The sequence below is a fragment of the Bacillus taeanensis genome (assembly GCF_003318295.1).
Classification (GTDB): Bacteria; Bacillota; Bacilli; order Bacillales; family UBA6769; genus Maribacillus; species Maribacillus taeanensis.
The window spans coordinates 50451-76915 of the sequence record NZ_QOCW01000004.1 but is presented as its reverse complement, the minus strand read 5'-3'; the positions used below and the strand labels follow the sequence as shown (position 1 = coordinate 76915).

Annotated in this window: 36 protein-coding genes; 15 read left to right on the top strand and 21 right to left on the bottom strand. The window is 34.9% G+C overall.

Going from position 1 to position 26465, the window contains the following annotated elements:
• The first annotated feature begins 168 nt into the window (after positions 1-168).
• A complete protein-coding gene (gene rpsT, locus DS031_RS05550; RefSeq protein ID WP_113804940.1) occupies positions 169-435 on the top strand; it encodes a 30S ribosomal protein S20 in 267 nt (88 codons plus the stop codon).
• A gap of 83 nt (positions 436-518) precedes the next feature.
• On the opposite strand, the gene holA is transcribed toward rpsT, so the two are convergent.
• Positions 519-1547, bottom strand: coding sequence for a DNA polymerase III subunit delta (gene holA / locus DS031_RS05545; RefSeq protein WP_425451932.1), 1029 nt, complete (start codon positions 1545-1547; stop codon positions 519-521).
• A gap of 384 nt (positions 1548-1931) precedes the next feature.
• Between holA and DS031_RS05540 the strand changes: the two genes are divergently transcribed.
• The gene (locus DS031_RS05540; protein ID WP_113804938.1) at positions 1932-2063 is read left to right on the top strand and encodes a YqzM family protein; all 132 of its coding nucleotides are present in this window, start codon (positions 1932-1934) and stop codon (positions 2061-2063) included.
• Between the two features lie 90 nt (positions 2064-2153).
• On the opposite strand, the gene DS031_RS24555 is transcribed toward DS031_RS05540, so the two are convergent.
• From DS031_RS24555 to DS031_RS05520, 4 genes are all read right to left on the bottom strand, one after another.
• Positions 2154-3239, bottom strand: coding sequence for a DNA internalization-related competence protein ComEC/Rec2 (locus DS031_RS24555; RefSeq protein ID WP_342767232.1), 1086 nt, complete (start codon positions 3237-3239; stop codon positions 2154-2156).
• A 29-nt stretch (positions 3240-3268) separates the two neighbouring features.
• Positions 3269-4459, bottom strand: a complete 1191-nt coding sequence (locus tag DS031_RS24550; RefSeq protein ID WP_113804936.1) for a ComEC/Rec2 family competence protein — start codon at positions 4457-4459, stop codon at positions 3269-3271.
• A gap of 5 nt (positions 4460-4464) precedes the next feature.
• Complete coding sequence (locus DS031_RS05525; protein ID WP_113804935.1) at positions 4465-5028, bottom strand: ComE operon protein 2; 564 nt, start codon at positions 5026-5028, stop codon at positions 4465-4467.
• Positions 5029-5105: 77 nt separating this feature from the next.
• On the bottom strand, positions 5106-5708 hold the full coding sequence (locus tag DS031_RS05520) for a helix-hairpin-helix domain-containing protein (RefSeq protein WP_113804934.1): 603 nt from the start codon (positions 5706-5708) through the stop codon (positions 5106-5108).
• 94 nt (positions 5709-5802) lie between these two features.
• Here DS031_RS05520 and comER point away from each other — a divergent pair, with 94 nt between their 5' ends.
• The gene (gene comER, locus DS031_RS05515) at positions 5803-6624 is read left to right on the top strand and encodes a late competence protein ComER (protein WP_113804933.1); all 822 of its coding nucleotides are present in this window, start codon (positions 5803-5805) and stop codon (positions 6622-6624) included.
• An 81-nt stretch (positions 6625-6705) separates the two neighbouring features.
• Here the strand turns inward: comER and DS031_RS05510 are convergent, their stop codons facing one another.
• Genes DS031_RS05510 through DS031_RS05475 form a run of 8 tightly spaced genes read right to left on the bottom strand, consistent with a single transcriptional unit; the run spans position 6706 to position 11778 of the window.
• On the bottom strand, positions 6706-7449 hold the full coding sequence (locus DS031_RS05510) for a class I SAM-dependent DNA methyltransferase (RefSeq protein WP_113804932.1): 744 nt from the start codon (positions 7447-7449) through the stop codon (positions 6706-6708).
• A gap of 17 nt (positions 7450-7466) precedes the next feature.
• A complete protein-coding gene (gene rsfS / locus DS031_RS05505) occupies positions 7467-7820 on the bottom strand; it encodes a ribosome silencing factor (RefSeq protein ID WP_113804931.1) in 354 nt (117 codons plus the stop codon).
• A gap of 28 nt (positions 7821-7848) precedes the next feature.
• A complete protein-coding gene (yqeK, locus tag DS031_RS05500) occupies positions 7849-8418 on the bottom strand; it encodes a bis(5'-nucleosyl)-tetraphosphatase (symmetrical) YqeK (RefSeq protein ID WP_113804930.1) in 570 nt (189 codons plus the stop codon).
• Positions 8405-8983 (bottom strand): nicotinate-nucleotide adenylyltransferase, encoded by a 579-nt coding sequence (locus DS031_RS05495; protein ID WP_113804929.1) that lies wholly within the window; start codon positions 8981-8983, stop codon positions 8405-8407. The genes yqeK and DS031_RS05495 overlap by 14 nt, the downstream gene beginning before the upstream one ends.
• A 13-nt stretch (positions 8984-8996) precedes the next feature.
• Positions 8997-9290, bottom strand: coding sequence for a ribosome assembly RNA-binding protein YhbY (gene yhbY / locus DS031_RS05490; RefSeq protein ID WP_113804928.1), 294 nt, complete (start codon positions 9288-9290; stop codon positions 8997-8999).
• Between the two features lie 2 nt (positions 9291-9292).
• Positions 9293-10129, bottom strand: coding sequence for a shikimate dehydrogenase (aroE, locus tag DS031_RS05485; protein ID WP_113804927.1), 837 nt, complete (start codon positions 10127-10129; stop codon positions 9293-9295).
• Positions 10130-10147: 18 nt separating this feature from the next.
• Entirely contained in the window at positions 10148-11254 is a 1107-nt protein-coding gene (gene yqeH / locus DS031_RS05480) for a ribosome biogenesis GTPase YqeH (RefSeq protein ID WP_113804926.1), read from the bottom strand.
• Complete coding sequence (locus DS031_RS05475) at positions 11251-11778, bottom strand: YqeG family HAD IIIA-type phosphatase (protein WP_113804925.1); 528 nt, start codon at positions 11776-11778, stop codon at positions 11251-11253. Before DS031_RS05475 ends, yqeH begins: the two co-directional genes overlap by 4 nt.
• 345 nt (positions 11779-12123) lie before the next feature.
• Here DS031_RS05475 and DS031_RS05470 point away from each other — a divergent pair, with 345 nt between their 5' ends.
• Positions 12124-12294 (top strand): sporulation histidine kinase inhibitor Sda, encoded by a 171-nt coding sequence (locus DS031_RS05470; protein WP_220182074.1) that lies wholly within the window; start codon positions 12124-12126, stop codon positions 12292-12294.
• 36 nt (positions 12295-12330) lie between these two features.
• Here the strand turns inward: DS031_RS05470 and DS031_RS05465 are convergent, their stop codons facing one another.
• Entirely contained in the window at positions 12331-12738 is a 408-nt protein-coding gene (locus tag DS031_RS05465) for a hypothetical protein (protein ID WP_142675754.1), read from the bottom strand.
• Between the two features lie 379 nt (positions 12739-13117).
• Between DS031_RS05465 and DS031_RS05460 the strand changes: the two genes are divergently transcribed.
• Genes DS031_RS05460 through mnhG form a run of 6 tightly spaced genes read left to right on the top strand, consistent with a single transcriptional unit; the run spans position 13118 to position 18375 of the window.
• The gene (locus tag DS031_RS05460) at positions 13118-15457 is read left to right on the top strand and encodes a Na+/H+ antiporter subunit A (protein WP_113804923.1); all 2340 of its coding nucleotides are present in this window, start codon (positions 13118-13120) and stop codon (positions 15455-15457) included.
• A complete protein-coding gene (locus DS031_RS05455; RefSeq protein WP_113804922.1) occupies positions 15457-15795 on the top strand; it encodes a Na(+)/H(+) antiporter subunit C in 339 nt (112 codons plus the stop codon). Before DS031_RS05460 ends, DS031_RS05455 begins: the two co-directional genes overlap by 1 nt.
• A complete protein-coding gene (locus tag DS031_RS05450) occupies positions 15788-17269 on the top strand; it encodes a Na+/H+ antiporter subunit D (protein WP_113804921.1) in 1482 nt (493 codons plus the stop codon). Before DS031_RS05455 ends, DS031_RS05450 begins: the two co-directional genes overlap by 8 nt.
• 5 nt (positions 17270-17274) lie before the next feature.
• Positions 17275-17751: a Na+/H+ antiporter subunit E gene (locus DS031_RS05445; RefSeq protein ID WP_113804920.1), complete on the top strand. Its 477-nt coding sequence runs from the start codon at positions 17275-17277 to the stop codon at positions 17749-17751.
• Positions 17751-18038 carry a Na(+)/H(+) antiporter subunit F1 gene (locus DS031_RS05440; RefSeq protein ID WP_113804919.1) on the top strand — a complete coding sequence of 96 codons (288 nt, stop codon included), beginning with the start codon at positions 17751-17753 and terminating at the stop codon, positions 18036-18038. The genes DS031_RS05445 and DS031_RS05440 overlap by 1 nt, the downstream gene beginning before the upstream one ends.
• Positions 18019-18375: a monovalent cation/H(+) antiporter subunit G gene (mnhG, locus tag DS031_RS05435; RefSeq protein ID WP_113804918.1), complete on the top strand. Its 357-nt coding sequence runs from the start codon at positions 18019-18021 to the stop codon at positions 18373-18375. The genes DS031_RS05440 and mnhG overlap by 20 nt, the downstream gene beginning before the upstream one ends.
• A gap of 35 nt (positions 18376-18410) precedes the next feature.
• Here mnhG and DS031_RS05430 read toward each other — a convergent pair whose 3' ends face one another.
• Complete coding sequence (locus DS031_RS05430; protein WP_113804917.1) at positions 18411-19193, bottom strand: phosphatidylserine decarboxylase; 783 nt, start codon at positions 19191-19193, stop codon at positions 18411-18413.
• Positions 19194-19309: 116 nt separating this feature from the next.
• On the opposite strand from DS031_RS05430, the gene pssA reads away from it, so the two are divergent.
• Complete coding sequence (pssA, locus tag DS031_RS05425; protein ID WP_113804916.1) at positions 19310-19849, top strand: CDP-diacylglycerol--serine O-phosphatidyltransferase; 540 nt, start codon at positions 19310-19312, stop codon at positions 19847-19849.
• A 35-nt stretch (positions 19850-19884) separates the two neighbouring features.
• On the opposite strand, the gene DS031_RS05420 is transcribed toward pssA, so the two are convergent.
• Positions 19885-20043 (bottom strand): YjcZ family sporulation protein, encoded by a 159-nt coding sequence (locus DS031_RS05420; protein WP_113804915.1) that lies wholly within the window; start codon positions 20041-20043, stop codon positions 19885-19887.
• Positions 20044-20214: 171 nt separating this feature from the next.
• Positions 20215-20934, bottom strand: coding sequence for an RNA polymerase sporulation sigma factor SigK (gene sigK / locus DS031_RS05415; protein WP_425451928.1), 720 nt, complete (start codon positions 20932-20934; stop codon positions 20215-20217).
• Positions 20935-21058: 124 nt separating this feature from the next.
• Between sigK and DS031_RS05410 the strand changes: the two genes are divergently transcribed.
• The 3 genes from DS031_RS05410 (at position 21059) to DS031_RS05400 (ending at position 23775) form a co-directional block, all read left to right on the top strand.
• A complete protein-coding gene (locus DS031_RS05410; protein WP_113804914.1) occupies positions 21059-21346 on the top strand; it encodes an HNH endonuclease in 288 nt (95 codons plus the stop codon).
• A 191-nt stretch (positions 21347-21537) separates the two neighbouring features.
• Positions 21538-23076 (top strand): hypothetical protein, encoded by a 1539-nt coding sequence (locus DS031_RS05405; RefSeq protein WP_113804913.1) that lies wholly within the window; start codon positions 21538-21540, stop codon positions 23074-23076.
• Between the two features lie 9 nt (positions 23077-23085).
• Positions 23086-23775 carry an OmpA/MotB family protein gene (locus DS031_RS05400; RefSeq protein ID WP_113804912.1) on the top strand — a complete coding sequence of 230 codons (690 nt, stop codon included), beginning with the start codon at positions 23086-23088 and terminating at the stop codon, positions 23773-23775.
• 29 nt (positions 23776-23804) lie between these two features.
• On the opposite strand, the gene DS031_RS05395 is transcribed toward DS031_RS05400, so the two are convergent.
• The 3 genes from DS031_RS05395 to mtnN all read right to left on the bottom strand — a co-directional run bounded on the left by DS031_RS05395 (position 23805) and on the right by mtnN (position 25365).
• Positions 23805-24038, bottom strand: coding sequence for a YrhC family protein (locus DS031_RS05395; protein ID WP_113804911.1), 234 nt, complete (start codon positions 24036-24038; stop codon positions 23805-23807).
• 162 nt (positions 24039-24200) lie between these two features.
• Positions 24201-24668 (bottom strand): S-ribosylhomocysteine lyase, encoded by a 468-nt coding sequence (locus tag DS031_RS05390; RefSeq protein ID WP_113804910.1) that lies wholly within the window; start codon positions 24666-24668, stop codon positions 24201-24203.
• Positions 24661-25365, bottom strand: a complete 705-nt coding sequence (gene mtnN, locus DS031_RS05385) for a 5'-methylthioadenosine/S-adenosylhomocysteine nucleosidase (protein WP_113804909.1) — start codon at positions 25363-25365, stop codon at positions 24661-24663. The genes DS031_RS05390 and mtnN overlap by 8 nt, the downstream gene beginning before the upstream one ends.
• Positions 25366-25565: 200 nt before the next feature.
• Here mtnN and DS031_RS05380 point away from each other — a divergent pair, with 200 nt between their 5' ends.
• Positions 25566-25775 (top strand): YrzA family protein, encoded by a 210-nt coding sequence (locus tag DS031_RS05380; RefSeq protein ID WP_113804908.1) that lies wholly within the window; start codon positions 25566-25568, stop codon positions 25773-25775.
• Positions 25776-25813: 38 nt separating this feature from the next.
• On the opposite strand, the gene DS031_RS05375 is transcribed toward DS031_RS05380, so the two are convergent.
• Entirely contained in the window at positions 25814-26386 is a 573-nt protein-coding gene (locus DS031_RS05375) for a YrrS family protein (RefSeq protein ID WP_113804907.1), read from the bottom strand.
• Positions 26387-26465 lie beyond the last annotated feature (79 nt).

Sequence of the window (26465 nt, the reverse complement as noted above, 5' to 3'; positions counted from 1 at the left end):
TTTGTTCTACATTGAACCTTTTTAAAAAAAGCAGAAGTATCTTCTTATCCCTAAAGATTTAATTTTATGCTATAATAAGATTTTCATTCGTTGAATCGAACAAAACATCTAAAGGGTATAGATACTAGAGCTAGTTATATGGGTTACATATAGTAGGAGGTGAAAGGAATGCCAAATATTAAATCAGCAATTAAACGTGTAAAAACAAATGATGCTCGTCGTGCACATAATGCAGCAATTAAATCTGCAATGCGTACTGCGGTTAAAACAGTTGAAACGAAACTTGCGAATAACGATGTTGAAGGTGCAAAAGCAGCATACACTGTTGCTTCTAAACACCTTGATAAAGCAGTTAACAAAAACATCATTCATAAAAATGCAGCAGCTCGCCAAAAATCTCGTTTAGCAAAGAAGTTAAACACAGTTTCTGCATAACATAAAAATGGCTCTATCTAGTATCTAGATAGAGCCATTTTTATGTTCGTTACAGTAAATAAAAACTGTGAATTTTAATTACTTTAATCATTTTTTAACTTTGTGATTAACATTTCTAAAATTAATTTTTTATCCATAAATCCTGTTTTCATTTGATAATCGGCCTCTGCAAACGCAGCAATAATGGCTGATAAATCTTTTCCCTTAAAAAATTTAGCTTGTCCTGCTGCAACCTTTACTCCATAGGGATGGATTTTTAATGTCGCAGCTATTTGCTTTTGGGAATACCCGCGACGAGTTAATTCTTTTACATGATAGATAATTCGAAATTGCCTTACAAGAAGGGCAGCAATTTTAATCGGTTCTTCATTTTGCTGAAATAAATCATACAAAATCCGAAATGCTTCTTCTAACTTTCGATGAACGACTCGATCGACCAATGCAAAAATGTCATTCTCTAATGTTCTTGCTACTAAGAGGTCAACGGTTTCGCTATTAATTTCTCCTCCTTCTCCAACATACAAAGCCATTTTTGCTATTTCACTTGAAAGAAGCATTAATTTCGCTCCTAAAAGCTGTAGTAAACGATCTGCACCATCTGATGTTAAAGTAATATGATGCTCACCTGCTCGTTCATAAAGCCAACTATAAACAAGCTTTTCATTCATTGGAGAAGCATGAAGAACCTCAAACTGTTTTTTAATTAACTTTACGACTTTTTTTCGTTCATCTAATTTTTCATAAGGCGCTTCGATTATAAGACATGTATAAGGCACAGGATCGTTTATGTATGTTTCCAATCGTTTTAAGTTATGTTCAACTTTTTGCTTTTCCTTAGTCCCAGTTAGGAAAGCAGCATTTTTTAAAATAACAACCCTTTTTTCTCCCATAAACGGTAATGTTTCAGCATCTTCTACCGCTGTTTCTACAGAAACCTCATTCATATCATACGTTGATAAATTAAAATCATACTCTTCTTGATTTAACGCTGTCGTAATAATTTCTTGTTTTATTTCATTAATGAGGAAATTCTCCGTTCCATATAATAAATAAACTGGGGAAAGTTGCCCCTTCTTTAACTGCTTTTTTATTTCAGTTGACAATTCGCTCACCTCATCATTTATCGTAGAAGTTTTTTCTTTCATTCGCAAGCAGTTCCAATAATTTTTTTTAGTTATTCGCTACGTTAGCGAAAGAGAGGATTGTTAGATAAATGAATACAAAAGGGAGACCGAACGATTACGGTCCCCCATTTATATTAAACGCCAACAGCTAGACCCTAGGAATTCTAACTGGTGACGGTTTTCATTGCTGGTGTATTTGTTATGATATCCTATGCTTTGAAAAAGTATAGGTGACAACTCTTGACAAATTAGGAATCCGCCATTTGAAAACGTTTTAAAAAATTTTCAACTGTTAAAGATATTTCACAAGGAATTCTGGATTTTTCGCTTTTTTTAGCTTATACTATGTAGTGAAATAGGAGGGGTGCGGAAATGAATGAATTTGAAAAGGATGTTCAAGCAAAATCAAACGATGCCATTGAATCTGGTATAGGTTTTGGAGTATCATTTTTATTTTTCACAATCATCTTCTTTACCGGAGTTCTTATTAAAGCATTCGGTTAAGCAGCAAGTTATGTTACACACAAAAGACTTCCGTTGTACTTACAACGGAAGTCTTTTGTGTGTAAGAGCCTCCTTATTCCTATCATTATTTTACTCAATAACCCATGTGAAGATCTGTTTATTTTTTGTATACCTATATGTAATCGCCCCTCTCTCATCTGTTCTTAATATCGTTATTTTCTTGTCCATCAGCCTTTTTATGACACGTTGATGCGGATGTCCAAATCGATTGCTCCTGCCCACAGATATAATCGCAATTTTCGGGGAAAGATGTTCTAAAAATTCCTCACTTGTTGAAGTATCACTGCCATGATGACCAACTTTTAAAACATCCACAAATAAGTTTGGATATTGTGCGATTAATCGTTCTTCTCCTTCACTTTCTAAATCTCCCGTAAACAGCCATTTCACCCCACTTAAGTCAGCATAAAGAACAATAGAACGTTCATTTTTCTCACTTTCATAACCAACTGGATTTAAAACTTGAAAATTATTATTACCTTCCGACCATTTCACACCTTCTCCTATAAATACAACTGGAACACCATTTTTTTCAGCTTCTTCTAGTAAGCCGCGCTCTTCTTTTCCATGGACTGGACCTACAGGATATAAGATTTGTTCAACTTCCAGCTCCTTTATTACTGCTTGAGCCCCTCCAATATGATCATAATCTCCATGTGTTAACAAAAAACGATCAATTTGACGAATCCCCTTTGCTTTTAAAGTTTGAACAACGATGTCTTGTCCAATTTCAAACGTCTTTCTCCGTTTCTGCCACTCTTCATCATTACTAAAGGAAACCAATCCCCCACTATCTATTAAATAAACAGCTTTGCGATACGGCAATTCAATTAGAATACTGTCCCCTTGTCCTACATCAAGGATTGTTACCTTTCGTTCAGGATTTAGAAACGGAGCAATAAAATGCACAATTAGTATTACCATCATTGGCACAATTGCTTTTATAATCCAATGCTTCCCTTTATTCTCCCATTGTAACAAGGCGATAAAAATAGATAGAAAAAGAAGGAAAATAATAACGTCATGAGGCTTACCAACTATTATATGTCCAAATGGAATAGCTTGAATAAAATGCAGTGTCCTATGAATAAATTGAATAATGAAGCTAAGAACCACTATAAGGAATTGTCCAGCCTCAGGAATGATTACCAGCAAAATATAAGACAAAAATGATAAGGGGAGAACTATATAAGAAATAACAGAACAAACAATATATTAACAAATAAGCTCCATAAAGAGATTTCATAAAAATAAGTAATAATAAGTGGAAAAGATATAAGTTGGGCTAGAAAGGAAATCCAACCAAAACGCGTAAATAGATGGCGATAATCGTTTATAACCGTTTTAGCAGATAGGATTAATGAAAAGCTAATGAGAAATGATAATTGAAAACCTATGTGAAATAAATAGTAGGGGTTTACAGCTAATAAGAGAAGCCCAGCAGCACTAATACTGTCTAAAGGATTCCAAAACAATTGAAAACGCATAACAATCAAAACCGCTATTGCCATAATTCCTGCTCTTAATACAGATGGCGCCCCTCCTGTTAGAACAATATAAATCGGAATAGTAAAAATTAAAAAAGAAGCTGCCTGCTCTTTTGTTAGTCCTATTCGTATAAAGAAAAAATATAAAAAGCTTACTATAAGCCCAACATGCAGCCCTGATACAACCAATACATGCACAAGCCCTAATGACTGATAAGATAATCTAATTTCATCTTCTAAAAGATCTCTAGAACCGAATAATAAAGCAGAAACAATTCCTTCTGATTCAGCTGAATAAGCTTTCTCAATGAGCTGTAGACTGTTTTGCCGATACTGTTTTAAACGTTCAATACTGCTTAAAGGTTGATTTACACATGATGAAACAGAAAGGTGCTTTACATAGAAAAGCCAATGAATTTTTTGATAATACAAATAGGATTGATAATCAAATCCCCCTTCATTGCGGGCTGAATTTGGCTTCTGCAAGTTCCCTTCCACACGACAAAGCATCCCTACGTTTATTTTTTTCAAAAGCTTTTTTTCCTTTTCCTGTGAGATTCTATAAGTGATTTGAACATTTTCTTTTGTTGAAAGTTTCATGCGAAAAGAGAAATGATCCCCATCAACGATAGGAATTGAAGAAATTGTTCCTGTTAATAAAGAGGTATTGGGAGGTAATTTAGTGTGATTAAAATGATCAACTAGTAAATAAAGACAAAAATAACTAAGCAAAATACCAAAGCAGCATCGTGTAAAAAAATTATTCTTTTTTATAACAGAGAGGAAAACTGCCAAACCTACAGCAGGTATGGCAATTTCGTGATTTCTTCCGATTATAATTCCAAGGATCGCGTAAAATAAAAAGATATATAATTTTCCGCTAATCATTATTTTCACGTTGTATACAAATTATTGGCCTGCTCATATAACTCACGCACTTCACCTTCATCAATACCAGCTTTTTCTAACATTTGAAGAAGTGCTGCTGTAAATTCAAGTTTTTCTTTGTTTTTAGTATCTAATATCATCTCTTCTAATTCTACCTGCTCTACATGGACACCGGCATTTTTAAATAGTTCTACTGCATAGGGATGATTTTTATAATCTTGGGCATAAAAAACGGATTTAATGCCGCTTTGAATGATTCCTTTACAGCAGTGAATACATGGAAAATGAGTAACATACATTTCCGCTCCATCTGTTGAAGCACCAAATTTTGCACATTGAATAATGGCATTCATTTCAGCATGAATAGTGCGGACACAATGATTATCAATCACATAACATCCCTCATCAATACAATGAACCCCTCCAGAAACAGAGCCGTTATATCCTCCTGCAATAATTCGTTTATCTCTTACAATTGTTGCCCCTACTGCTAATCGTTCACATGTACTTCTTAGTGCAAGCAAATGGCTTTGCGCCATAAAGTATTGGTCCCAAGCAATACGTTTCACTTTAATTCCCCCTTAATATGTACCGTTTTCTCACTATTAGTTTAGACATGCTGTTTTCTTTCCGTCAATCAACAATTTTAGTTAATTTTTATTTTATCTTTTAATTGTTCAAATGATTTTTCACCAATTCCTGACACATAAAGAAGTTCTTCTATCTTTTTAAACGGCCCGTTTTCTTCCCGATACGCTAGAATGGCCTCAGCTTTTGAAGGACCTATCCCAGGTAATGTTTCAAGTTCTTGACTATCTGCACGGTTAATAGATACTTTCCCACCCTCTGTAGAATTTGGAATAAAAGCCGTCTCTTCAGATATTAACTCATCATTTGTTGGAATATAGATAACCATTTCATCATAAACAAGCATCGCTAGATTGATTTGCCTTTCATCAGCATTTGACAGCAGGCCTTCTGCTTTTGCAATCACATCCTTAATCCGCTGTCCTTCTTTCATTTCATAAACCCCTGGTGAAGAAACAGCTCCCTTTATATCTACCATAATAATGGTTTCAACTGTCTCTCCTGATTGACTCGCTTCCATTGCTACCTCTTCAACTTCTTCATCAGGAAATACCATTACTTCCTCTTGTTTTTCTGATGAGAAAAATAAATTCCAGCAAAAAAGCAATATAACAATAATCAAGCCAATTCCTAATCCCAATTCTCGTTTTGTCCACTGCATAACTGTTCCGCCTTTCAAATGAATTTAACACATAATTTATTGGCACCCATCATAACTTTTATGGTAGAAAGCTCTTTGTAAGGGAGGGAAATCAATGAAGGTTGGAATAATCGGAACCGGGAATATGGGTGGGATTTTAATTCACTCTTTTATTGAATCAGAAGCAGTAAAATCTTCAAATATGATTATTACAAATCGAACACTTGCAAAAGCACAAAAATTCCAAAAAAAATATTCTTCACTTCATATAGCGGGCTCTGCAGCTAAAGTTGCTGAAACAGCCGATATTATTTTTATATGTGTAAAACCTCGTGAATTTTATCCACTTTTACACGAAATAAAACGTTATCTCTCAGCAAATAAAGTACTTATTTCCATCACAAGCCCTATTACAATAGACGATTTAGAAAGCATTGTTTCATGTCAAGTTGCCCGCGTAGTGCCAAGTATTACAAATCGAACGTTGAGCGGCTGTTCATTAGTGACGTTTGGGCGAAACTGCTCAGAAGTAACTAAACATAAACTCGAACATTTATGTTCATATATATCAACACCTATTCAAGTTGAAGATAAAAATATACGTGCAGCATCTGATATCGCCAGCTGTGGCCCTGCTTTTTTCAGCTTTTTACTGCAGCGTTTTATTGATGGCGCAGTAAAACAAACAGACATCTCAAAAGAACAAGCAACAAGATTAACAAGTGAAATGATTATTGGAATAGCAAAATTGTTAGAAAATAACGTTTATTCCCTACAAACTCTTCAAGAAAAAGTATGTGTAAAAGGTGGGGTAACCGGAGAAGGCATTAAAGTGCTTGAAGAAGAACTTGGAGAAATATTTGAACATGTTTTTGAAGCTACTCATAAGAAGTTTAAAGAGGATCGTGAAAATATCATTGCGCAATTTTACAAATAATTTCTATAATTATTTTTCAACATCTCCCTTGAAAATCCTTTCTAAATTTAAAAATTCCATCGAATTTCATTCGATGGAATTTTAACGTTTTTCCGCTGCAAAAAACACTCTTTCAGTGCCGGGAGACGGAGAAGTATCCAAAAAGTCACCTGTAATTTCTAGAATTTCAAAATCAAGTTCACGTAACCACTGCTCATATTGCTCAATCGGAAAGGTACGTTGAAAGTGCAGCTCATCAAAACGATCATATGTCCCGTCATTACGTTTACTAAAGAAAGTTAGCTCATGCTCTACACTGTTTAGATGCTCTCCTTCAAAACACTGCCATAAATAAGACAGCTGCGGATCACTTCCACCATATGTTTGACCTACAAATAAATGTTCTATTTTATAAGTAGAATGAACATCAAAAAGGAGCAGACCACCTTCTCTTAAGTGATCATACATACCTTTAAACGTACGTTTCACTTCTTCTTCAGTTCTTAAATAATTAAGTGAATCACAGAAGATTACAATCGTATCAAATTCCCCAAGCCCAATCATAGAAGACATATCTTGTTGAAATAAGGGAATATGAAGTCCTTTATGTTCAGCTTTTGATCGTGCAACTGTGAGCATATCTTCTGATAAATCAATCCCTGTTACGTTAAAATTCTCTTGTGCTAACTGAATAGATAAAGCCCCAGTTCCACAACCAACATCTAATATACGTTTTCCAGAGTGTTGATACTCTTTATATATCCGCTCCACATAATAAAGCCAATTTTCATAAGGCACGTCAGCCATTAACTGATCATAGTAATAGGCAAATTGCTCATAACTCATCGCTTTTTACTTGTCCATTACATAAGCTTCTCAGCGATATCCAGCTGTGGTGCATCGCCCCAAAGTTTTTCTAAATTATAATATGAACGCTCATCTTTATGAAAGACATGCACAATTACACCGCCTAAATCAACAAGAATCCAACGCGATTCATCTTTTCCCTCTAAACGTTTAATTGAAACGCCGTTCTCCTGCGCTTTGTCCTTTACTTCTTCAGCTATTGCCTGTACTTGTTTTTCAGAATTTCCATGACAAATAATAAAATAGTCAGCGATTAATGATATACCTTCCATATTTAATACAATAATATCTTGGGCTTTTTTATCATCAGCTGACTTTGCTGCTAAATAAACTAATTGTTTTGATTCCATCCAATTATCACTCCTCTTTGTATATTTATCATTTCCCTTTAATAGACAGTAATATATCATTATATGCCGCAATCGTATCAGGAAATACAAGTTGATTTTGTTTCATTAAAAACTGTACAGTGTTTTTTAATGACTGCAGCACAGCTTCTTCTAAGCTTTGTTCTGCTGTTTTGCGTACTTCTTCTACACCTGGAAAAGCTCTATTTGGTTCTATATAATCTGCTAAAAATACAACTTTTTCAAGCAAGCTCATTCCAACCCTACCTGTTGTATGATAGCGGATAGCTCTTAGAATATCTTCATCCTTAATTCCAACCTCTGTTTTAACTAAATAAGCACCCACTGGCGCATGCAGTAATTCACTGCTGTAAGAAAGCAGCTGAAGATCCATGCCTTGATCTTTAATGATTTGTCTCATTTCCTCTTTTGGTCGGAATTTCGCATAATCGTGAAAAACAGCTGCAATTTCAGCTTTTTTCACATCAGCTCCATATTTTTTAGCTAACATTACAGATGTATCCGTTACTCCAATTGTATGTTGATAGCGATGTTCTGTTAAGTGCGGTTTAACAATCTTTAATGCTTCACTTCGCTCCATATAGATCATTCTCCTCTATATATTCTCTAACTTTCTCAGGAAGGAAGTAGCGCGTATTTCCACCATTAACAAACCTCGTTCTTAGAAAAGTAGATGACATTTCAAATTGCGGCACTTCTATAGAAATCATTTTTTTTGCATAAGGCGATTTAATTACTGTGCCCGGTCTTTTCACTCCAATAAAAGTAACAACTTGGAGGAGCTTATCAATCTCATACCAATTAACTAAATCATTCACCATGTCTGCTCCAATAATAAAATAAAAGCTTGTATTCTCATGAACTGACGTTAAATAGTTTAATGTTTTATACGTATAAGAAAGACCTTTCCGCTCAAATTCGACTAATGAAAGGCGAAAATGTGGATTGTTATCAATCGCAAGCTTTACCATCTCAATACGCTCTTCTGAAGCGGTGATGTGCTTATCCTGTTTATGAGGAGGCATGTAACTTGGCATAAACCATACTTCATCCAGATGGCAAGTCGTTAATGCTTCTTGTGCAATCATTAAATGACCATTATGTGGGGGGTCGAATGTGCCCCCTATAATTCCTACTTTACGCATTGTAGTGTCTCTCTTATTGAGGTAATTCTAATTGTTTATTTTCTTTAGATTCTTTATAAAGCACAATTGTATTACCAATAACTTGTACAAGTTCAGCTTTTGCTCCGCTGCTTAATTCGGCTGCCACATCCTCTTTATCTTCAAAACAATTTTGTAAGATACTTACTTTAATCAGCTCTCTTGCCTCAAGGGCATCATCAATTTGTTGAATTAAATTTTCATTTACCCCTGCTTTTCCAACTTGAAAAATTGGATTTAAATGATGAGCTTTTGAACGTAAAAAGCGTTTTTGCTTACCTGTTAACATAACTATCTTCCTCCAAGTGTTTCTTCAACAATTTTTTTCATTCTTGCTTGATTCGGCTCGACGCCGGTCCATTTTTTAAAAGATAACGCTCCTTGTCCAACAAACATGGATACTCCGTTATCAATGATCGCACCCTTCTCTTCTCCGATTGTTAACCATTTTGTTTTCAACGGGTTATAAATTAAATCAGACAAAATGGTTCCTTCCCTCAAATTATGAAGTGAAAGCGGAATATCATCGACATTTGGACTCATTCCAACAGATGTTGTGTTAATGACAACATCATATTCATTAAGAGCTTCTTCTGCCTGCTGAAGTGTTAATGACTTAGATGTGGCGAATTTCAATGCATGTTTTGACATTTCTTCTGCTTTTTCACTAGTTCGGTTTGTGATATCAATTGTCTTCACTCCATGCCTTGCAATAGAAGTAACAATCGCTCTCGCAGCTCCTCCAGCCCCAATGACTAAAATGCTTTTTCCCTGCAGAGATTCACCCGTAATTGTTAATAAGGACTGTAAATAACCTTGGCCATCTGTATTATAACCAATAAGTTGGCCATCATGATTAACAATCGTATTGACGGCCCCAATACTTGCTGCTTCCTCATCAATCACATCTAAAAAGTCCATGACAGCTACTTTATGAGGGATTGTTACATTAAACCCTGAAATACCAAGAGCTCTCATTCCTGTAACAGCATGTTCAAGCTGGCTTGGTTCGACGTTAAATGCTTGATAATAATTCGGCATTTCTAACTGACTAAACTCATTGTTATGCATTAATGGTGACATAGAATGACCAATAGGATAGCCAATTAAACCATATAATTTCCCCATCTTTCCCCATCCCCTTACTTAAATTAAAGATTTGCGTACTGAGATGCCAACTCCTTCTGGTGCATAGGCGATTACTTTTGCGCCTGGCTCATTAACGGTTACCCAACCCAGTCCCGAAAACACAATATCCATCTTCTCCTCTTTTAAGAGTAGTTCGTGTTTTTTTAAAGGCGGCAGGTTCTCTTTATTTTCCAATCTAGGCGGTTGAAGCAGCTCGCCTAAATGATTTTCATACAATTCATCTGCTTTTTCTAACTTTGTACGATGAATATGAAGTTCATTTGATAAATAACAAACCAACGAACGCCTTCCACCTGACACATAATCTAATCTTGCTAATCCCCCCAAAAATAATGTTTGTTCTTCATTTAATTGAAAGATCTTTGGCTTAATTTCTTTTTTTGGAGAAATGATTTTTAATTCTTCTTTATCAACAAAATGGGCCATTTGATGATGGTTAATAATCCCTGGAGTATCGTACAATGTTTTCCCATCATCAAGTGGAAGATCAATTAAATCTAGTGTTGTTCCAGGAAACTGTGATGTTGTAATAAGCTGTTCTTCATCACCGCCAAATTCTTTAATAAGGCGATTAATAAAAGTAGATTTCCCAACATTTGTACAGCCAACTATGTAGACATCTTTTCCATTTCGCTCACGATCAATTGCGTCAGCAGCTTCCATTACACCATGACCTTTTTGGGCGCTAATCAAGTGGACATCTTCGGGTTTCAATCCGTATTCTTTAGCGGAGGAACGCATCCATTGAATTAACCGGCTTTGATTGACTGATTTGGGTAATAAATCCACTTTATTACCTATTAACAATACTTTATTATTTCCAACAAAGCGGTGAATTCCAGGGAGCCAACTTCCATTAAAATCAAAAATATCAACAATTTTAACAACAAGAGCATCAGTTTGACCAATCCCATTTAATATCTTTAAAAAATCATCATCTGTTAGTGAAACATCTTGAATCTCGTTGTAATGCTTTAAACGGAAACAACGTTGGCAAATAATAACCTCTCTTTTTAGTGCAGATGAAGGCGCAAACCCTAATTCTTCTTTCTTTTCAGTTTGAATCTTCACACCACAACCCGCACAAATAATTCTGTCACTCACTTTTCTTCCTCCCAATGAATTAATCCTTTTTTCTTCATTTTTCCTAGAAGGACACGTTCCATACGACGATTAAATTTCGTAATAAAACCATCTGTACTTGCAACAGGGACAACTAGTATTGTATGTAATCCTAAGCGATTTCCTCCTAATACATCGGTAAAAATTTGATCGCCAATCACTACAATTTCTGTTGGCTGGAGTTTCATATCCGTTAACGCTTGTTTAAATGCACGTGTCATTGGCTTTTTAGCATGATATATAAACGGTACATTCAGAGGCTCTGCAAACGCCCCTACTCGCTGTTGATTATTGTTTGAAACAATGGTAACAATAATCCCTTTTTCTTCTAAATGTTGAAACCACTTTATTAATTCAGGCGTCGCATCTGGACGGTCCCATTCAACAAGAGTATTATCAAGGTCAGTAATAATCCCTTTAATTCCCCTTTTTAACAATAAATCTGCGTCAATCTCAAATACACTTTTTACGTGTTCATCCGGCAGAAATTTTTTTAACAAATTCAACACCTCTAAACTAGCATGTAATATCACAGTACTCTATTATAACAGTCTTTGCAAAAAGAAAAACCTTAAATATTTATTATTAGAAGACGTTTTTATATTTGTTACCATTGTATTCACCCTTATATCTGAATTTTAATTTTATGGTCATAAAAAGAAGGGTTCCTACCTAAGGGCGGTTTTCTAGTCATTATTCGCAATTTTTTAGTCTAAATATACAAATAAGAAAACAATTGTTCTTAAATGAATTTCATGTTATTCTTTTTTTATGTTTATTTTTTGAAATTTCTGGATTATATTTGTTTACTTTAATCATAAATCATTCTACTTTATGAAAGGGGACACTAAATGAATTGTAATAATCCTATTGCTGATTTATCTGATGACCTTTTAATTGAATCTTATCAAAAAGCACAAGATCTTCAGCTTAGTGTAGACTTTATTACTCTTATTCAAAAAGAGTTAGAACGCCGCTCTCTATCATTTACCTCCCACTCTATACATAAAAAGCTTACTTAATATACAAAAAGCCAACAAATACAAAATGTTGGCTTTTTATATTTCATCTAATACTTTATTCCACTCTAACTCCCACTCTTTTATATTCACGCTATATTTTTTATTTTTTAACTTCTTTATCTTTCTAAACTGAGCTGGAGTTGTGACAAGAGTGGCCGCAATTCCTTCGCTTTCTAACTGCTGTGAAATTCCTTGTTTTACTTCATCAAAATTTTTTTGATAATAGGCAGCTGGCTTAATTGCAATTAACATTTCTCCGCTATAACTAAGCATTATAATATCTCGTATTTTTGGATGTTGTTGAAATTTCTGCAAGATTTGCTGTGCTTTATCTTCTCTATCCGTTAGAGCGATTCCCACTTGTTCTTTGGAAATCCCACTTCGATAGTATTCTCTCGGTTCAAATGCTTCATCTAAATCTTTTTTATAAATAGATGATGTCATACATCCTGTTAATAGCATACATATAACCGAAATCCATAAAGTAATCCGCATATTCAGTCATTTCCCTTTTTTTAGTATTTTTAAAACATTGTTCTATCTAACTTTCATGTAAGTAGTGGACTTTACATATTTTGAACAAAAGCGGAACATTTATACAAGCCACCTTTTTAACAAATAACCGAGAGTAAAAAAATTTTTTTTTATTTACTATTAAATATGTAGAAACTAAGCATAACCTTATCAAGCATCGACAACCTTCTCACTTTAAAGTTGATAAGTCACAATTTTTTTGATTACAATTAACATGTTAGGAATTATAAAGGGTTTCATTTTTAATGATTAAAATCTTTTTAGATGATTTAAGGAGGATCTACATGATATGTTAATGCTTGCTGTATTAGCGCCTTTTTTAGCAGCTTTTTTTGTACCATTATTTCATAAAAAATTGAAAGGTATACATACTGGTTGGTTTGTTTTGCCTGTTCCAGTCGCTTTGTTTATCTATTTCTTATCGTATTTGCCAGACATTCATCATGGCGAAATTCTTTTAACGACCTATGAATGGATTCCATCACTTTCCATTAATTTTTCATTTCTCATTGATGGATTAGGGTTATTCTTTACATTGCTTATTACTGGAATTGGTTCCCTTGTTGTTTTATATTCCACCTATTATTTACACATTACTGAGAAGCTTGGACATTTTTATGTTTATTTACTCATGTTTATGGGAGCAATGCTTGGAGTTGTATTATCTGACAACTTGTTTGTTCTCTATACATTTTGGGAGTTAACGAGCTTATCTTCTTTTCTATTAATTGGCTATTGGTATTATAGAGAGCGCTCTCGCTATGGTGCGTTAAAATCCATGCTAATTACTGTATTTGGCGGACTTGCAATGCTTGGTGGATTTATTTTCCTTTACGTTCTTACAGGAACTTCAAGTATCCGCGGGGTAATTGAAAATGCTGATCTCGTTATTAACAGTGATTATTTTGTTGGTGTGCTGGTGTTACTGTTACTTGGGGCCTTTACAAAATCAGCTCAGTTCCCTTTTCATATTTGGCTTCCGGATGCAATGGAAGCGCCGACACCTGTCAGCGCCTATCTTCATTCTGCGACAATGGTTAAAGCCGGCATTTATTTAGTGGCGCGTTTTTCACTTGCCTTTAGCGGAACAGATCTTTTCTTTATTCTCGTTAGCGGCTTTGGTCTTTTAACATTGTGTTGGGGTTCTTATATGGCTGTGCGCCAAACAGATTTAAAAGCTATTTTGGCATATTCTACAATTAGTCAGCTCGGTATGATTATGGCAATGCTTGGCTTTGGTACTGGTGCAGCTATTTTAGCAGCTGTCTTTCACATTTTTAACCATGCAACATTTAAAGGAAGCTTATTCATGGTTGCTGGAATTGTCGATCATGAAACAGGCACACGCGATATTCGTCGTCTAGGCGGACTGATGACGATGATGCCAATTACAGCTACACTTGCTTTATTTGGAACATTCTCAATGGCTGGTGTACCGCTGCCAATTTTTAACGGATTTTTAAGTAAGGAAATGTTTTTTGATGCTTCCCTTGATATTGAATCAAGCTCGGCTGTTGTTGAAGCGGTCGCACCATACTTCCCTTTTATTGCTGTGTTAGGAAGTATTTTTACATTCGTTTATTCGATGATGTTGTTCTTCCAAACATTCACAGGTAAACGAAAAGGAAAGCTGAAAAAAGAGCCTCATGAAGCACCAATTGGCATGTTAATTCCTCCAATCATTTTAGTATCACTCGTGATATTAATTGGGCTTATGCCAAATCTTATTAACGAAAGCTTACTTGCGCCTACTGTGGCAGCAATTAATGGAGAACTTCCGCATGCCCACCTTGCATTTTGGCACGGGTTGAATATTCCGTTAGCGATGTCGCTAACAGTACTTGTCTTAGGTATACTTCTTTATAAAACACGAGAAAAGTGGACAGGCTTTTATCGGATTTTACCTGGGAAATTATCAGCTAATAAAGTGTACGATATTCTTGTAAACAGTTTAACTTCTGTTTCAGCTAAAATTACAAACACATATATGACAGGCTCAATCCGGCACTATATGATTTATATTTTACTATTTATGATTGCGGTTTTAACATGGAGCCTTATTAGAACAAATGGCTTTCAATTCTCAACAGAAGATTTAGCACCTATTTCCTGGCCTGAACTTTTAGTTGGTGTTGTCATGCTTATTGCAGCAGTTGGAACAATTGTTATGAAAGAGCGAATCGCAGCAATCCTAGTATTAGGCGTTGTCGGTTATGGACTCTCCCTTCTGTTTGTATTTTTTAGAGCACCTGACCTTGCTTTAACACAGCTGATTGTTGAGACTGTTACCGTTGCATTATTTTTACTATGTTTTTATCATCTTCCCAATATTGATAAAGCAAAAGGGCCTTCTGGGTCAAAACTTCTTAACATTGTAATTTCGTTATCTGTAGGCGTATTAGTTACACTTATTGCGATTTCATCCCACAGCACAAAACTATTTGAACCGATCTCTACTTATTTTGTAGAAAATTCGTATCACTTAGGTGGCGGAAAAAATATTGTTAACGTTATTCTTGTTGATATGCGTGGTCTGGATACGATGTTTGAAATTACGGTTCTTGGTATTGCGGCACTAGGAATCTTTACAATGATTAAACTACGAAAAGATGGGGGGACGAATAAATAATGGAAATCGCAATGTCAATATTAGCAGGCGGTCTTTTTGCAGCAGGTGTTTATTTAATTTTACAAAGGCAGATGCTGCGCATTATTTTTGGAACGGCCCTTCTTTCACACGGCGCTCACCTCCTCATTTTAACAATGGGAAAATTAAATAGAGGAGCACCGCCAATATTATCAGAATCAAAATCTACTTATGTAGATCCATTACCACAAGCACTTATTTTAACGTCAATTGTAATAAGCTTTGGCGTGACAAGTTTCTTGCTTGTGCTTGCTTATCGGGCTTATAAAACGAATAAAACGGACAATTTGGAACAATTAAGGGGTACAGATCATGAGTAATTTAGCAGTTTTACCAATTTTAATCCCATTAGTAACCGGAATTCTGTTAATTTTTTTAAATACTAATTTAAAAGCAGCGCGCTTTATAACAAAACTGATGACAATTGTAAACTTAATTGTTGTGAGTTATATCGGCGCACTTGTTTTTCAGAACGGGGCTATTATTTTAGAAACAGGAGATTGGATTGCGCCATTTGGTATTATTCTAGTCGCTGATCCGCTTGCAATGGTACTAGTTATTGTTACGAATATCATTGCCGTGGCTGCTACTTTTTACGCAGCCCGCTCTCTTGGTGAAAAACGTGAAAGATTCTACTTTTATTCATTTTTTCAATTTCTAATTACTGGCGTAAGTGGAGCATTTTTAACAGGTGATCTTTTTAACTTATTTGTATTTTTTGAAGTGTTATTAATGGCCTCTTATGGACTTATTATTTTAGGAGGTACAAAAGAACAATTTAGAGAATCGTTAAAATATATTTTAATTAATTTATTTTCTTCAATGCTTTTTGTTACGACAGTCGCTTTCCTTTATTCTGTTACCGGAACTGTTAATATGGCTCAGCTTGCAGAACGCGTTGGAGAAGTAGAACAAACCGGTATCTTAACGACAATTGCTGTTCTTTTATTTATCGTATTTGCCACTAAGGGAGCTCTTTTTCCTCTTTATTTTTGGCTTCCAAAATCTTATGCAGTGCCGCCTACAGTTATTTCAGCTTTATTTGGCGCACTACTTACAAAAGTAGGGGTTTACTCGATTTTACGCGTGTTTACTTTAATTTTTATTCATAACTTAGAATTCACGCATCAACTGTTTCTCTTCTTAGCAGGCTTTACGATGTTATTTGGAGTGATTGGAGCTCTATCAACGAATAATGTAAAAGCAATTATTGCTTATAATATTATTCCAGCTGTTGGTTTTATGATGATGGGAATTGGCATTTTTTCAGCAACAGGTTTGGCAGGTTCCATTTATTATTTAGCACATGATATGATTATTAAAGCTGCACTATTCTTTTTAGTAGGAGCAATGGTCGTTATTACCGGAACAACCGATCTTCGTAAAATGGGCGGATTAATTACTCACCATCCACTATTAGGTTGGCTTTTCTTCATAAGCGCAATCGTTCTTGCCGGCATTCCACCTTTTAGCGGATTTATCGGAAAAGTTCTCTTAATTCGGGCTGCGATTGAAGAGGAGCACTTTATTATTGTTGGTGCTGCATTGTTGTCAAGTTTGCTCATTTTATTTTCTGTTATGCGTATTTTTATTAACGGCTTTTGGGGAGAAACAAAACTTGAAAAAGCAGCAGAAAAAGGAAGCGAAAAAGGACTTATTTTCCCAACTGTCCTTTTACTCATTTGTTCCATTGCATTAGGGGTTGGTGCTGAATACTTTTATCCTTCCATTCAAGAGATCGCCGATAATCTTGTAAATCCATCCCTCTATATTGATTCGGTGTTAAAGGAGTAGATGATATGCCTTTACAAATTATATTAAACTTACTTATTGCAGTAATTTGGATGTTTCTCCAAGAAAATTATAACTTTACAAGTTTTTTAATTGGCTACTTAGTCGGGATTGGTCTGCTCTTTTTATTAAGAAGGTTTATACCTGACGCCTTTTACTTTAAAAGAATATGGGCAATTACTAAATTAATTCTTCTATTTATTAAAGAATTACTGCTCGCAAATATTGATGTGGTTAAAATGGTTTACAAGCCTAGATTGGATATGCAGCCTGGTATCGTGGCTGTTCCAACAGATTTAAAAACAAATTGGGAAATTACCCTTCTTGCAAATCTTATTACATTAACACCAGGTACATTATCTGTTGAAGTTTCTAATGATAATAACTACATTTTTATTCATGCGATGGATATACCCGATGTGGATGAAACCATTCAGCAAATTAAAAATTCTTTTGAAAAAGCTATTATGGAGGTGACAAGATAATGGATCTTCTCCATACAACAGCGATCATTTGCCTTTTAGTTACTTCCATATCTATTATGATGCTTCTCTATCGCGCTATTAAAGGTCCAACAAATCCAGATCGGGCCGTTGCACTTGATGCCATTGGTGTTAACTTAATTGCAATGGCAGGTTTATTAGCAATATTATTAGTAACAAATAAATTTAATGATGTGATTTTACTTATCGGCATTTTAACCTTCATCGGTACCGTAGCCCTCGCCAAATTTATAGAAAAGGGTGTTATTATTGAAAGAGATCACGATTAGCATTTTGTTAATTTTAGGAACCTTCTTTATTTTTTCAAGTTCTGTAGGTGTTTTACGTTTTCCTGATGTTTATTCAAGACTTCATGCTGCATCAAAAAGTGCAACGCTCGGAGTTGCAGGTGTTTTAATTGCAGCGTTTCTATTTTTCCTCTTTGAAGAACACGTGGTGAGCGGTAAGCTGCTTCTAGGAATTGTATTTGTTCTTCTTACCTCTCCTGTAGCAGGGCATATGATTTCACGTGCTGCTTATCGGTCTGGTGTAACTTTATCGGATAAAACAGTAACAGATGAACTTAAAGCTTATATAAAAAATGACCAAAAAAGAAATGCAAAATAAGAAGCAGGGCAGCTGTCCTGCTTCTTATTTTACGTTTATTTTTCAAATGAGCCGAGTTTGCTTCCCATTTTCACTTCCATTCCTTGTTTCAATTGGTCCCCAGTTTTAAAAGAGTCGCTTTCAATTAGTAAAATAACAGTCGACCCAAAAGAAAAATAAGCTAGCTCTTCTCCCTTTTCAACTTGTAAACAATTATGAGTTAAGTGAATACTATTAATATTCAAGGCACCTACTTTAACAGTCATTATCCTGCCGTATGAAGTCGACATTTCTGTGATGACACGATAGTTTGTGGAAAAAGGACGTTTTCCATATTTTAATCCTAGGTGATTTACAGGATAAGATATCCCTCCTGTATGCCATTGTTCCACAATTTCTCCGTTAATTGGACTATGTATGCGGTGATAATGCTGAGGACTTAAATATAAAATAAAATAAGTACCTTGTTTATAAACTTGTGCTTTCTCTTTACTTCCAAGCATCTCTTCTAAGTCATAACGCTGTCCTTTAATAAAAAAAGTTGCGTCTTCTGTCACTTTGCCAAAAGATTCAATTCTTGCATCAACAGGACTTACTAATATGAAAGGAGAAGATAATATAGGCCGAACGTTTTTTTGTAATTTACGCACAAACAACTGCTGTAATGTTTCATATTCGCTTAGGTTTTTTTCCATTTCTTCAAGGTTTAGTTTATAAACTTGTGCAAAAGGTTTTATAAGTACACGACTCAATCTTGAAGTTGTGAATTTCTGGATGATCTTTGAAGCATAACGATTTCCTGTTAGTTCCACAAACAGTCGGAACAGCGGCTTTATCAAATAAACCCCCCCTTTTTTATATTTCTATAGTCTCTTTTATATCATTAACCAATACTGTATACTAGTAATATTATTTAATTGGTTTTGCGCTCATTCACAATTAGGAGTGATGAAACATGTTTTTATTAGAACGATTTGATCATAATATAAAAAAGCTGAAAGCACAAACAGCAAATATCTTAACGATGGTAAATTTAAGTCTTGGGGTGCTGGGGGTTCTCTTTATTTTAAAAGGAGAGCTTCATACAAGCTTACTAATGATCTTTCTCGCTGCTTTCTTTGATCGCTTTGATGGAATGATTGCACGGAAATTACAAATTGAATCTGAATTTGGAAAACAACTTGATTCCTTATGTGATTTAATTTCCTTTGGAATTGCTCCTGCTCTTTTATTGTATCAAGCTGTTGTTTTCAATTATGGCGCTGCTGGAGTATGGTTTACCATCATATACATCTTATGTGGAGCTATTCGCTTAGCTCGCTTTAATGTGACGGAATTTACAGGGAGCTTTGTCGGTCTTCCCATTACCGCTAGCGGCTGTATTTTAACTGTAAGCTATCTAGCTATTCAACATCTTCCTGGCTTTATATTTATGTTTCTTCTTCTCATTCTTTCATTTTTAATGATCAGCACATTTCAAATAAAGAAAATGTAACAACACCTATCTCCTTGATAGGTGTTGTTTTACTGCTAATAATATTTGCTGTAATAATAATAGCCTCCACCAATAATAAGCAGTAAGACTAATAAAACAACGATTAAAGCAAATCCATAGCCAGACCCTTTATAATAGTTGTAGGGATATCCAGGTGAATATGGATAATAAGATTGTCCATAACAACACGACATACATATTCCCCTTTCTAGACATTTTATTTTGTATACTTCAGCATATGTCTTTCTTAATAATGTTGTAAAGGGCATATGACTACTAAAAACAGTTAAAGGAACAGTCCTTAATTAAGGACTGTTCCTTTAACTGAATAAATAGCTTATTAAATGTAATTTTAAAAGAGAGTATTATAAGTTTCTCTTCTCTTTTTCTTCTTTATAAAATTCATGAAACAGCTTCATAAGAGCTCGTTTTTCAATTCTAGAAACATAACTTCGTGATATCCCTAAACTTTTTGCAATTTCGCGCTGTGTTCGTTCTTTTTTTTGATCTAATCCAAAACGTCCAACAATGACTTCTTTTTCCCGATCATCCAATACATGAATATATTGGTAAATTTTTTGTTTTTCCATATTTAACTGAATTTTTTCGACGACATCTTCTGTGTCTGCTTTCAAGACATCAATTAACGAAATTTCATTGCCTTCTCGATCTTGACCAATTGGATCATGAAGTGAGACGTCTTTTTTAGTTTTTTTCAGAGAGCGCAAGTACATAAGTATTTCATTTTCGATACAGCGCGCCGCATATGTTGCCAGTTTTGTTCCTTTATCGATGGAATAACTTTCAATTGCCTTTATTAAACCTATTGTTCCAATTGAAATTAAATCTTCCGAGTCTTCACCTGTATTATCAAATTTTTTAACAATATGTGCTACAAGCCTTAGATTATGTTCAATTAACCGATTACGCGCAAGGTCGTCTCCTTTTTCCATCAACTCTAAATACTTCTTTTCATCCTTGTCTGATAGTGGCTGCGGAAACGCGTTGTTTTTAACATATGAGACAAAAAATAGCACTTCTTTAAAAAGATAAGCAACTGCTGCAAACAACGTAGACACAACCATGCACCTCCTAAAGTAAACGCTATGATTATATTCATATGTCCCTTTAGGCTTGTTTGTGTCTGTACCATTTTAAATAATTAAAAAAACAAAGATTGTGTAAACTTAATAAAGAGGTGAACGCTTCATGGAACACACATGCGAATTATGCAATCGTAATAAAGTAAAAACAACTGTACATCATTTAACACCAAAAAAAAAAGGGGGTACCTTTCTTCCAACTGCCAGCCTTTGTATACCTTGTCATAAACAAGTTCATGCCCTTTTTACAAATGAACAGTTAGCTGATCATTTGAATACAATTGAGAAATTAAAAAGCAATGAACAAATAATGCGCTTTATTAAATGGATTCGCAAACAGCCGTCATCAACCCTTCCCCAAATAAAAAAATCTAACGCTCTCAAACGAAGATAATCACACACGATAAGAATGAATAAGAGCAGCTTACAACATTTTTGCATTATCATTTTTAAACAAACAGTCCCGTTCACACTTTGTACTGCTCTACTTCGTTTCAAAATAAAATTCGTTTTATCCATTCATTTATATTTTTTGGTTAAAATATGCCAAGCCTCTACATATATTAAAATGGAGGTGACTGTTATATGTTTCAACTAACAAATATTATTCTTTCGATTATTGGTTTTATCGTCTTATTTAGTGTGATTAGTCATTTTCAATTGATGAGTCAATTGAAAGGGTGGCTGAAAGAAATAGAAAGTATTTCCTCAAAGCATATTGAAAGTCCGCACCTGTCTATATGGCTTCAGCTAGTTATTGATGATTACAAAACTCATCATTTATCAGGTGTATATCCTTTAAATACAGGAGCAATTATTGAAAAACATCTTTTCTTCCAAAAAATTCGGCTGTTTGGCATTTTTTCAGTACCCATTGGAAATGGAATGCGCTTACTGCAGCAGCTTCCATCGGCTGCCATTATTACTGGTATTCTTGGAACATTTATTGGATTAACACTTGCAATTCAATCTATGCAGGAAACATTATTGTTAATTAGCAATAATGCTAATGAACAGCTGACAATTCAAAATATTTTATCTTCTATTTCCTCTCCTTTCCAAGGAATGAGCCTAGCATTTATAACAAGTATTGCCGGAATTGGGGGCGGGCTTTTTCTTTCAATGCTTCATGCCGGATACTTCTCTGGTGGTAAATCGCTATTATATTTACAAAATCAAATTTACAGCAGCTGTGAAAACCTTCTCGATCATCAGCTGCAAGGAGAATTACAAAACGAAAAACCGAAAGATTCAATGGAAAAATTGTTAGACCGTTTAGTGACAAAAGTGCAAGAAAGTTTTCAACAAAGTATTGGCAGCTTCGGAGAACAGATGGTAGATTTCACAATCGGTCTCAAAACAGCAATGGATGATGTAAAAGGAATTTTTGAGGAACAGCGAATATTTACGGAACGATTTTCAGAAGCAAGCAGCAAGCTTCAGCAATTTGGCGAAACATTTTCTCATACCACTCAAACATTAAATGAGATTCAAACGACTACTTCTAACAGTTATTTAGCAGTAAAAACTAGTATTGATCAGTTTACAAAACAGATAAAAGAAAACCAAACAAAGCTGGATCACGGTCAGCGCCGCTTTGAACAATTATTAGAACGCTCTGATCAAGTTTTAAAAGATGGGCAGCAAAAATTTGAACAGCTGACAAACCTCTCTTTAAGGGGACTTGAAGAGCAGCTTGAACGTTTTCATCAGCGGACTGAAGAACAAGAACGACGTCTTCAGGACAAAAATGATGAATGGTATTATCGCTATCAAGAAAAACAAGATCATTACACACGCGCAGCACAAGATTTTGCAGCATCCGTACAGCAATTAGAAAAAGCGTGGCAATCTGCTGTTGAACGTGTAAAGCGCGATTTTACCGAACAGCTGAATTACAGCTTGGAGCGTCATCGTGATTTAAACAGCCGCGATCAATTCAATCAGCAGGAACTAAGACAAATTGTTCATCAAATGGCGGAAATGCAGCAGAATCTTACGCGAGGACTAAAGGAAATTCAGCATTACCTAGCAGAAGAAAATCAAATTTTATATCGTCTTGTTCAGATTCGCAACCAAGAAAATTTATCACAAACTCAAATTCCTTCAAGAATTATTGAATAGGTGAGAACCATGAGAGAAAAAAAGCGTTTTTTTGAAAGCGATGAAGACCAAAATATTTATTGGCCCTCTTTTACAGATATGATGGCAATGATTGTACTCATTATTTTATTCATTGCAATGATTGCTTTCGTACAAAGCATTTACAATGCTTATGAACAAAAGGTTATTCAGCAAGAAGCAGCAAAAGTTACAAACGTAAAAAAACATATTTCAGATTTACTTGAAAAAAAATTAGCCGAAAATGTTGGAAAAGATAAAATTGTTCGTGGACCGAATAATACCATCTCTATCGAAGGAGACATTTTGTTTGATACAGGAAGTGCAGAAGTAAGTGAAGAAGGAAAAGTGGTATTAAATAGTCTTGCAAACGGACTGACTGCCATTATTGAAGAAGATGAATTAAAAGAATTTTTATATATTATTTTAATTGAAGGACATACTGATGCGGTTCCATATGATAATTGGACACTTTCTACTGAAAGGGCAGTAGCAGTAGTTAAATATTTAATGCAGGCGGATCCTAAACTTTCTCAAAAAGATTATGCGCAGTATATAGCTGCAACAGGTTATTCGGAATATAAACCAATTGCACAAGGAAATTCAAAAGAAGCGCTTCAAAAAAATCGGCGCATTTCCTTTCAAATTATTTTAGACGATGAGAAGTGGCAGGAAAAGTTAAAGCATATTCTAGCAAATTAATATGTATAAAAGAGAGCTTAACACGCTCCCTAACTATGATGTTCCATTCCTTTTCTAATTAAGTTTGCTTTGTGTAAAAAGAAAACAGAAAACAACATCAACAGTGTAATAACTACGATTAAAATAATAAGCTGTTGATTATCTTTTCCCTCAAAAGGAATGTATAAACCAAATGATAGAAAGGCACCTAAACAGAATAGAACAGAACTAAAACGAGAATAATCAACAACTTTTTCATGAAGTTCTTTTTCCATTTGCTTCATTCTTCACCACTCCACACTACTAATCTTTAATTCCTTTATACTCAATATAACATAAAAATCAGCAAAATTGCGGTGGCAAATGAAGCCAATGAAAGAGAGGTTGTCTTTATAGAGTCTGAACCTATAAAAACAACCTCTCTTTCATTGATGTTCTGTTATTTGTTATTCTGCAAACACAATATGCCACTCATCTTTATGGCTTAACATTTCTTCTGCAATTTCCTTTGCACCTTCAAGGCTGTGATTAGCTGCCCAACCGCATTGGACTTCATTACAAGCAGGAACTTCCTCAGCTTTAAGGACATCTTGTAATGTTTTTTCTAATGCTTCAATAATATCTTCAAAAGAAGAATTATTTAATACAGATAAGTAAAATCCAGTTTGACATCCCATTGGTCCGATGTCAATAACATTATTAAGATGATTACGGATGTTTTCAGCCATTAAATGCTCAATTGAATGAAGTCCTGTCATTTCCATATAAGCTTTATTCGGCTGCTTAAAGCGAATATCATATTTATAAATCTCATCGCCATGCTCTCCTTTTGTAATGCCCACAAGACGCACATACGGCGCTTTCACCTTTGTATGATCAAGGTTAAAGCTTTCCACATTCATTTTTTTAGTCATGATTTTTCAGCTCCTTTATCATTAATAAAATAAGATTGGCAGAATTTTTAGAAGCTACTTCTAAAAACTGCTCAAATGACATTGGCGCATCTTTACCCGCAATATCTGAAATCGAACGAATAATCACAAACGGAACATTAAAACGGTGACAAACTTGTGCAATAGCCCCTGCTTCCATTTCTGCTGCATAAAGCTCCTTAAATTTACTGCGAATTACTTCTACCCGTTCAGCATCATTCATAAAGGAGTCACCTGTTGCAATAAGTCCTTTCAACACTTGCTGATCAGTAACTTTTTCTGCACTTTTTTCTGCTGCCTCTACAAGAAACGGTTCAGGTAAAAAGGCTGCAGGCATTTGCGGAACTTGCCCATACTCATAACCAAAAGCTGTCACATCAACATCATGGTAACGAACTTCTGTAGAAATCACCACATCTCCAACATTTAATGTTTGATTAAATCCTCCTGCAGAACCTGTATTAATGACATAATCAGGATGATATACTTGGTTTAAGAGCGCTGTTCCAATTGCTGCGTTCACTTTACCAATACCTGATTTTAGCAGCACAACGTCTTGTCCTTCAATTGTACCTGTCGAAAATTCAAAACCAGCAATTTCTTCATCTTTTCGCTCTTCAATTTTATCTTTTAAAATTTGTACTTCTTCATCCATTGCGCCAATAATTGCAATTCTCATTTTCACGTTCACTCTTTCTCTTAGTTTTTACAGCCTGATTGACCGCCTCTCCGAAATAATTTTAACATTTTATAAAAGCAATTGAAAAGTTTTTACGGCTGCGTATCTTTGCTATAATACTCTTATATCGATTTCTAGTAAAGATTCGACGTCCACTAATTAAGTTGAAGCTATATAGGATGAAAGGAGTTGAAAATAGAATGGGTTTCTCGTTAGAAAGAATAGAAGATAAAGTTGAATTGTTTGAGGCGCGCGATTTATCTACACTTGAACGAAAAATTAACGAACAAATCGATATTAACAAAGCACTTTTATTACAAGTTTATCATGTGTCACATAACGTTTACACAGATCCTAATGACGGAAAACCACTTTATACAGCTGTTATACATTTTAAAGCAAAAAACTAGATGCTATATCCTTTATAGCGTCTAGTTTTCTGCTTTAATTATTTATTAATTTTTTTTACGCTTATTGGCTTCCATCCCTCATTTTCAATCCATTCTAAATAAACTTCATAGGGGGTATTACGATTTTCAGGTAAACTTACAACCCCACGAGCTTTTTCTGGTCCTCCTCCGTTACCAAGCCACCAGATAACCATTCCTTCTTCTCTTGACAAACCTGTTGCATACTCTAATGCTTTTATTTTTTCTTCCCAATCAACTGTTCCTTTCTCAAAACTGGATGTATGAGCGCCTTCCTGTTCTGTACCAATAGGTTCCCATGGCCCCTCTGGTCCGCCACCATCTACTGTCTTCTCTTCTAACTCATCACTATTCTCTGAGTCTTCCGGATTCTCCACAACTTCATCATTTATTTCTACTTCAAAGTTATCTTCTGATTTGTTTGTATCTGTATTCTTTTCCCCTGGCGCAGTTGTTTCTACTGCTTCAGGTTCACTGCTAAAAAATAGTTGGTATCCAAATACTAAAATTAATCCGACCACAACAGCAATTAATACATTTAAAATTCGGTTTTGATTACGCTTTTTATTTTTTTCACTGTAACGTGAAGTCATGTCGATCTCCCCCTAACATGCATTGCTTGTCATATACCTATTATACTCTTTCGAAAGTTTTTTTTCATATTTGACTGTA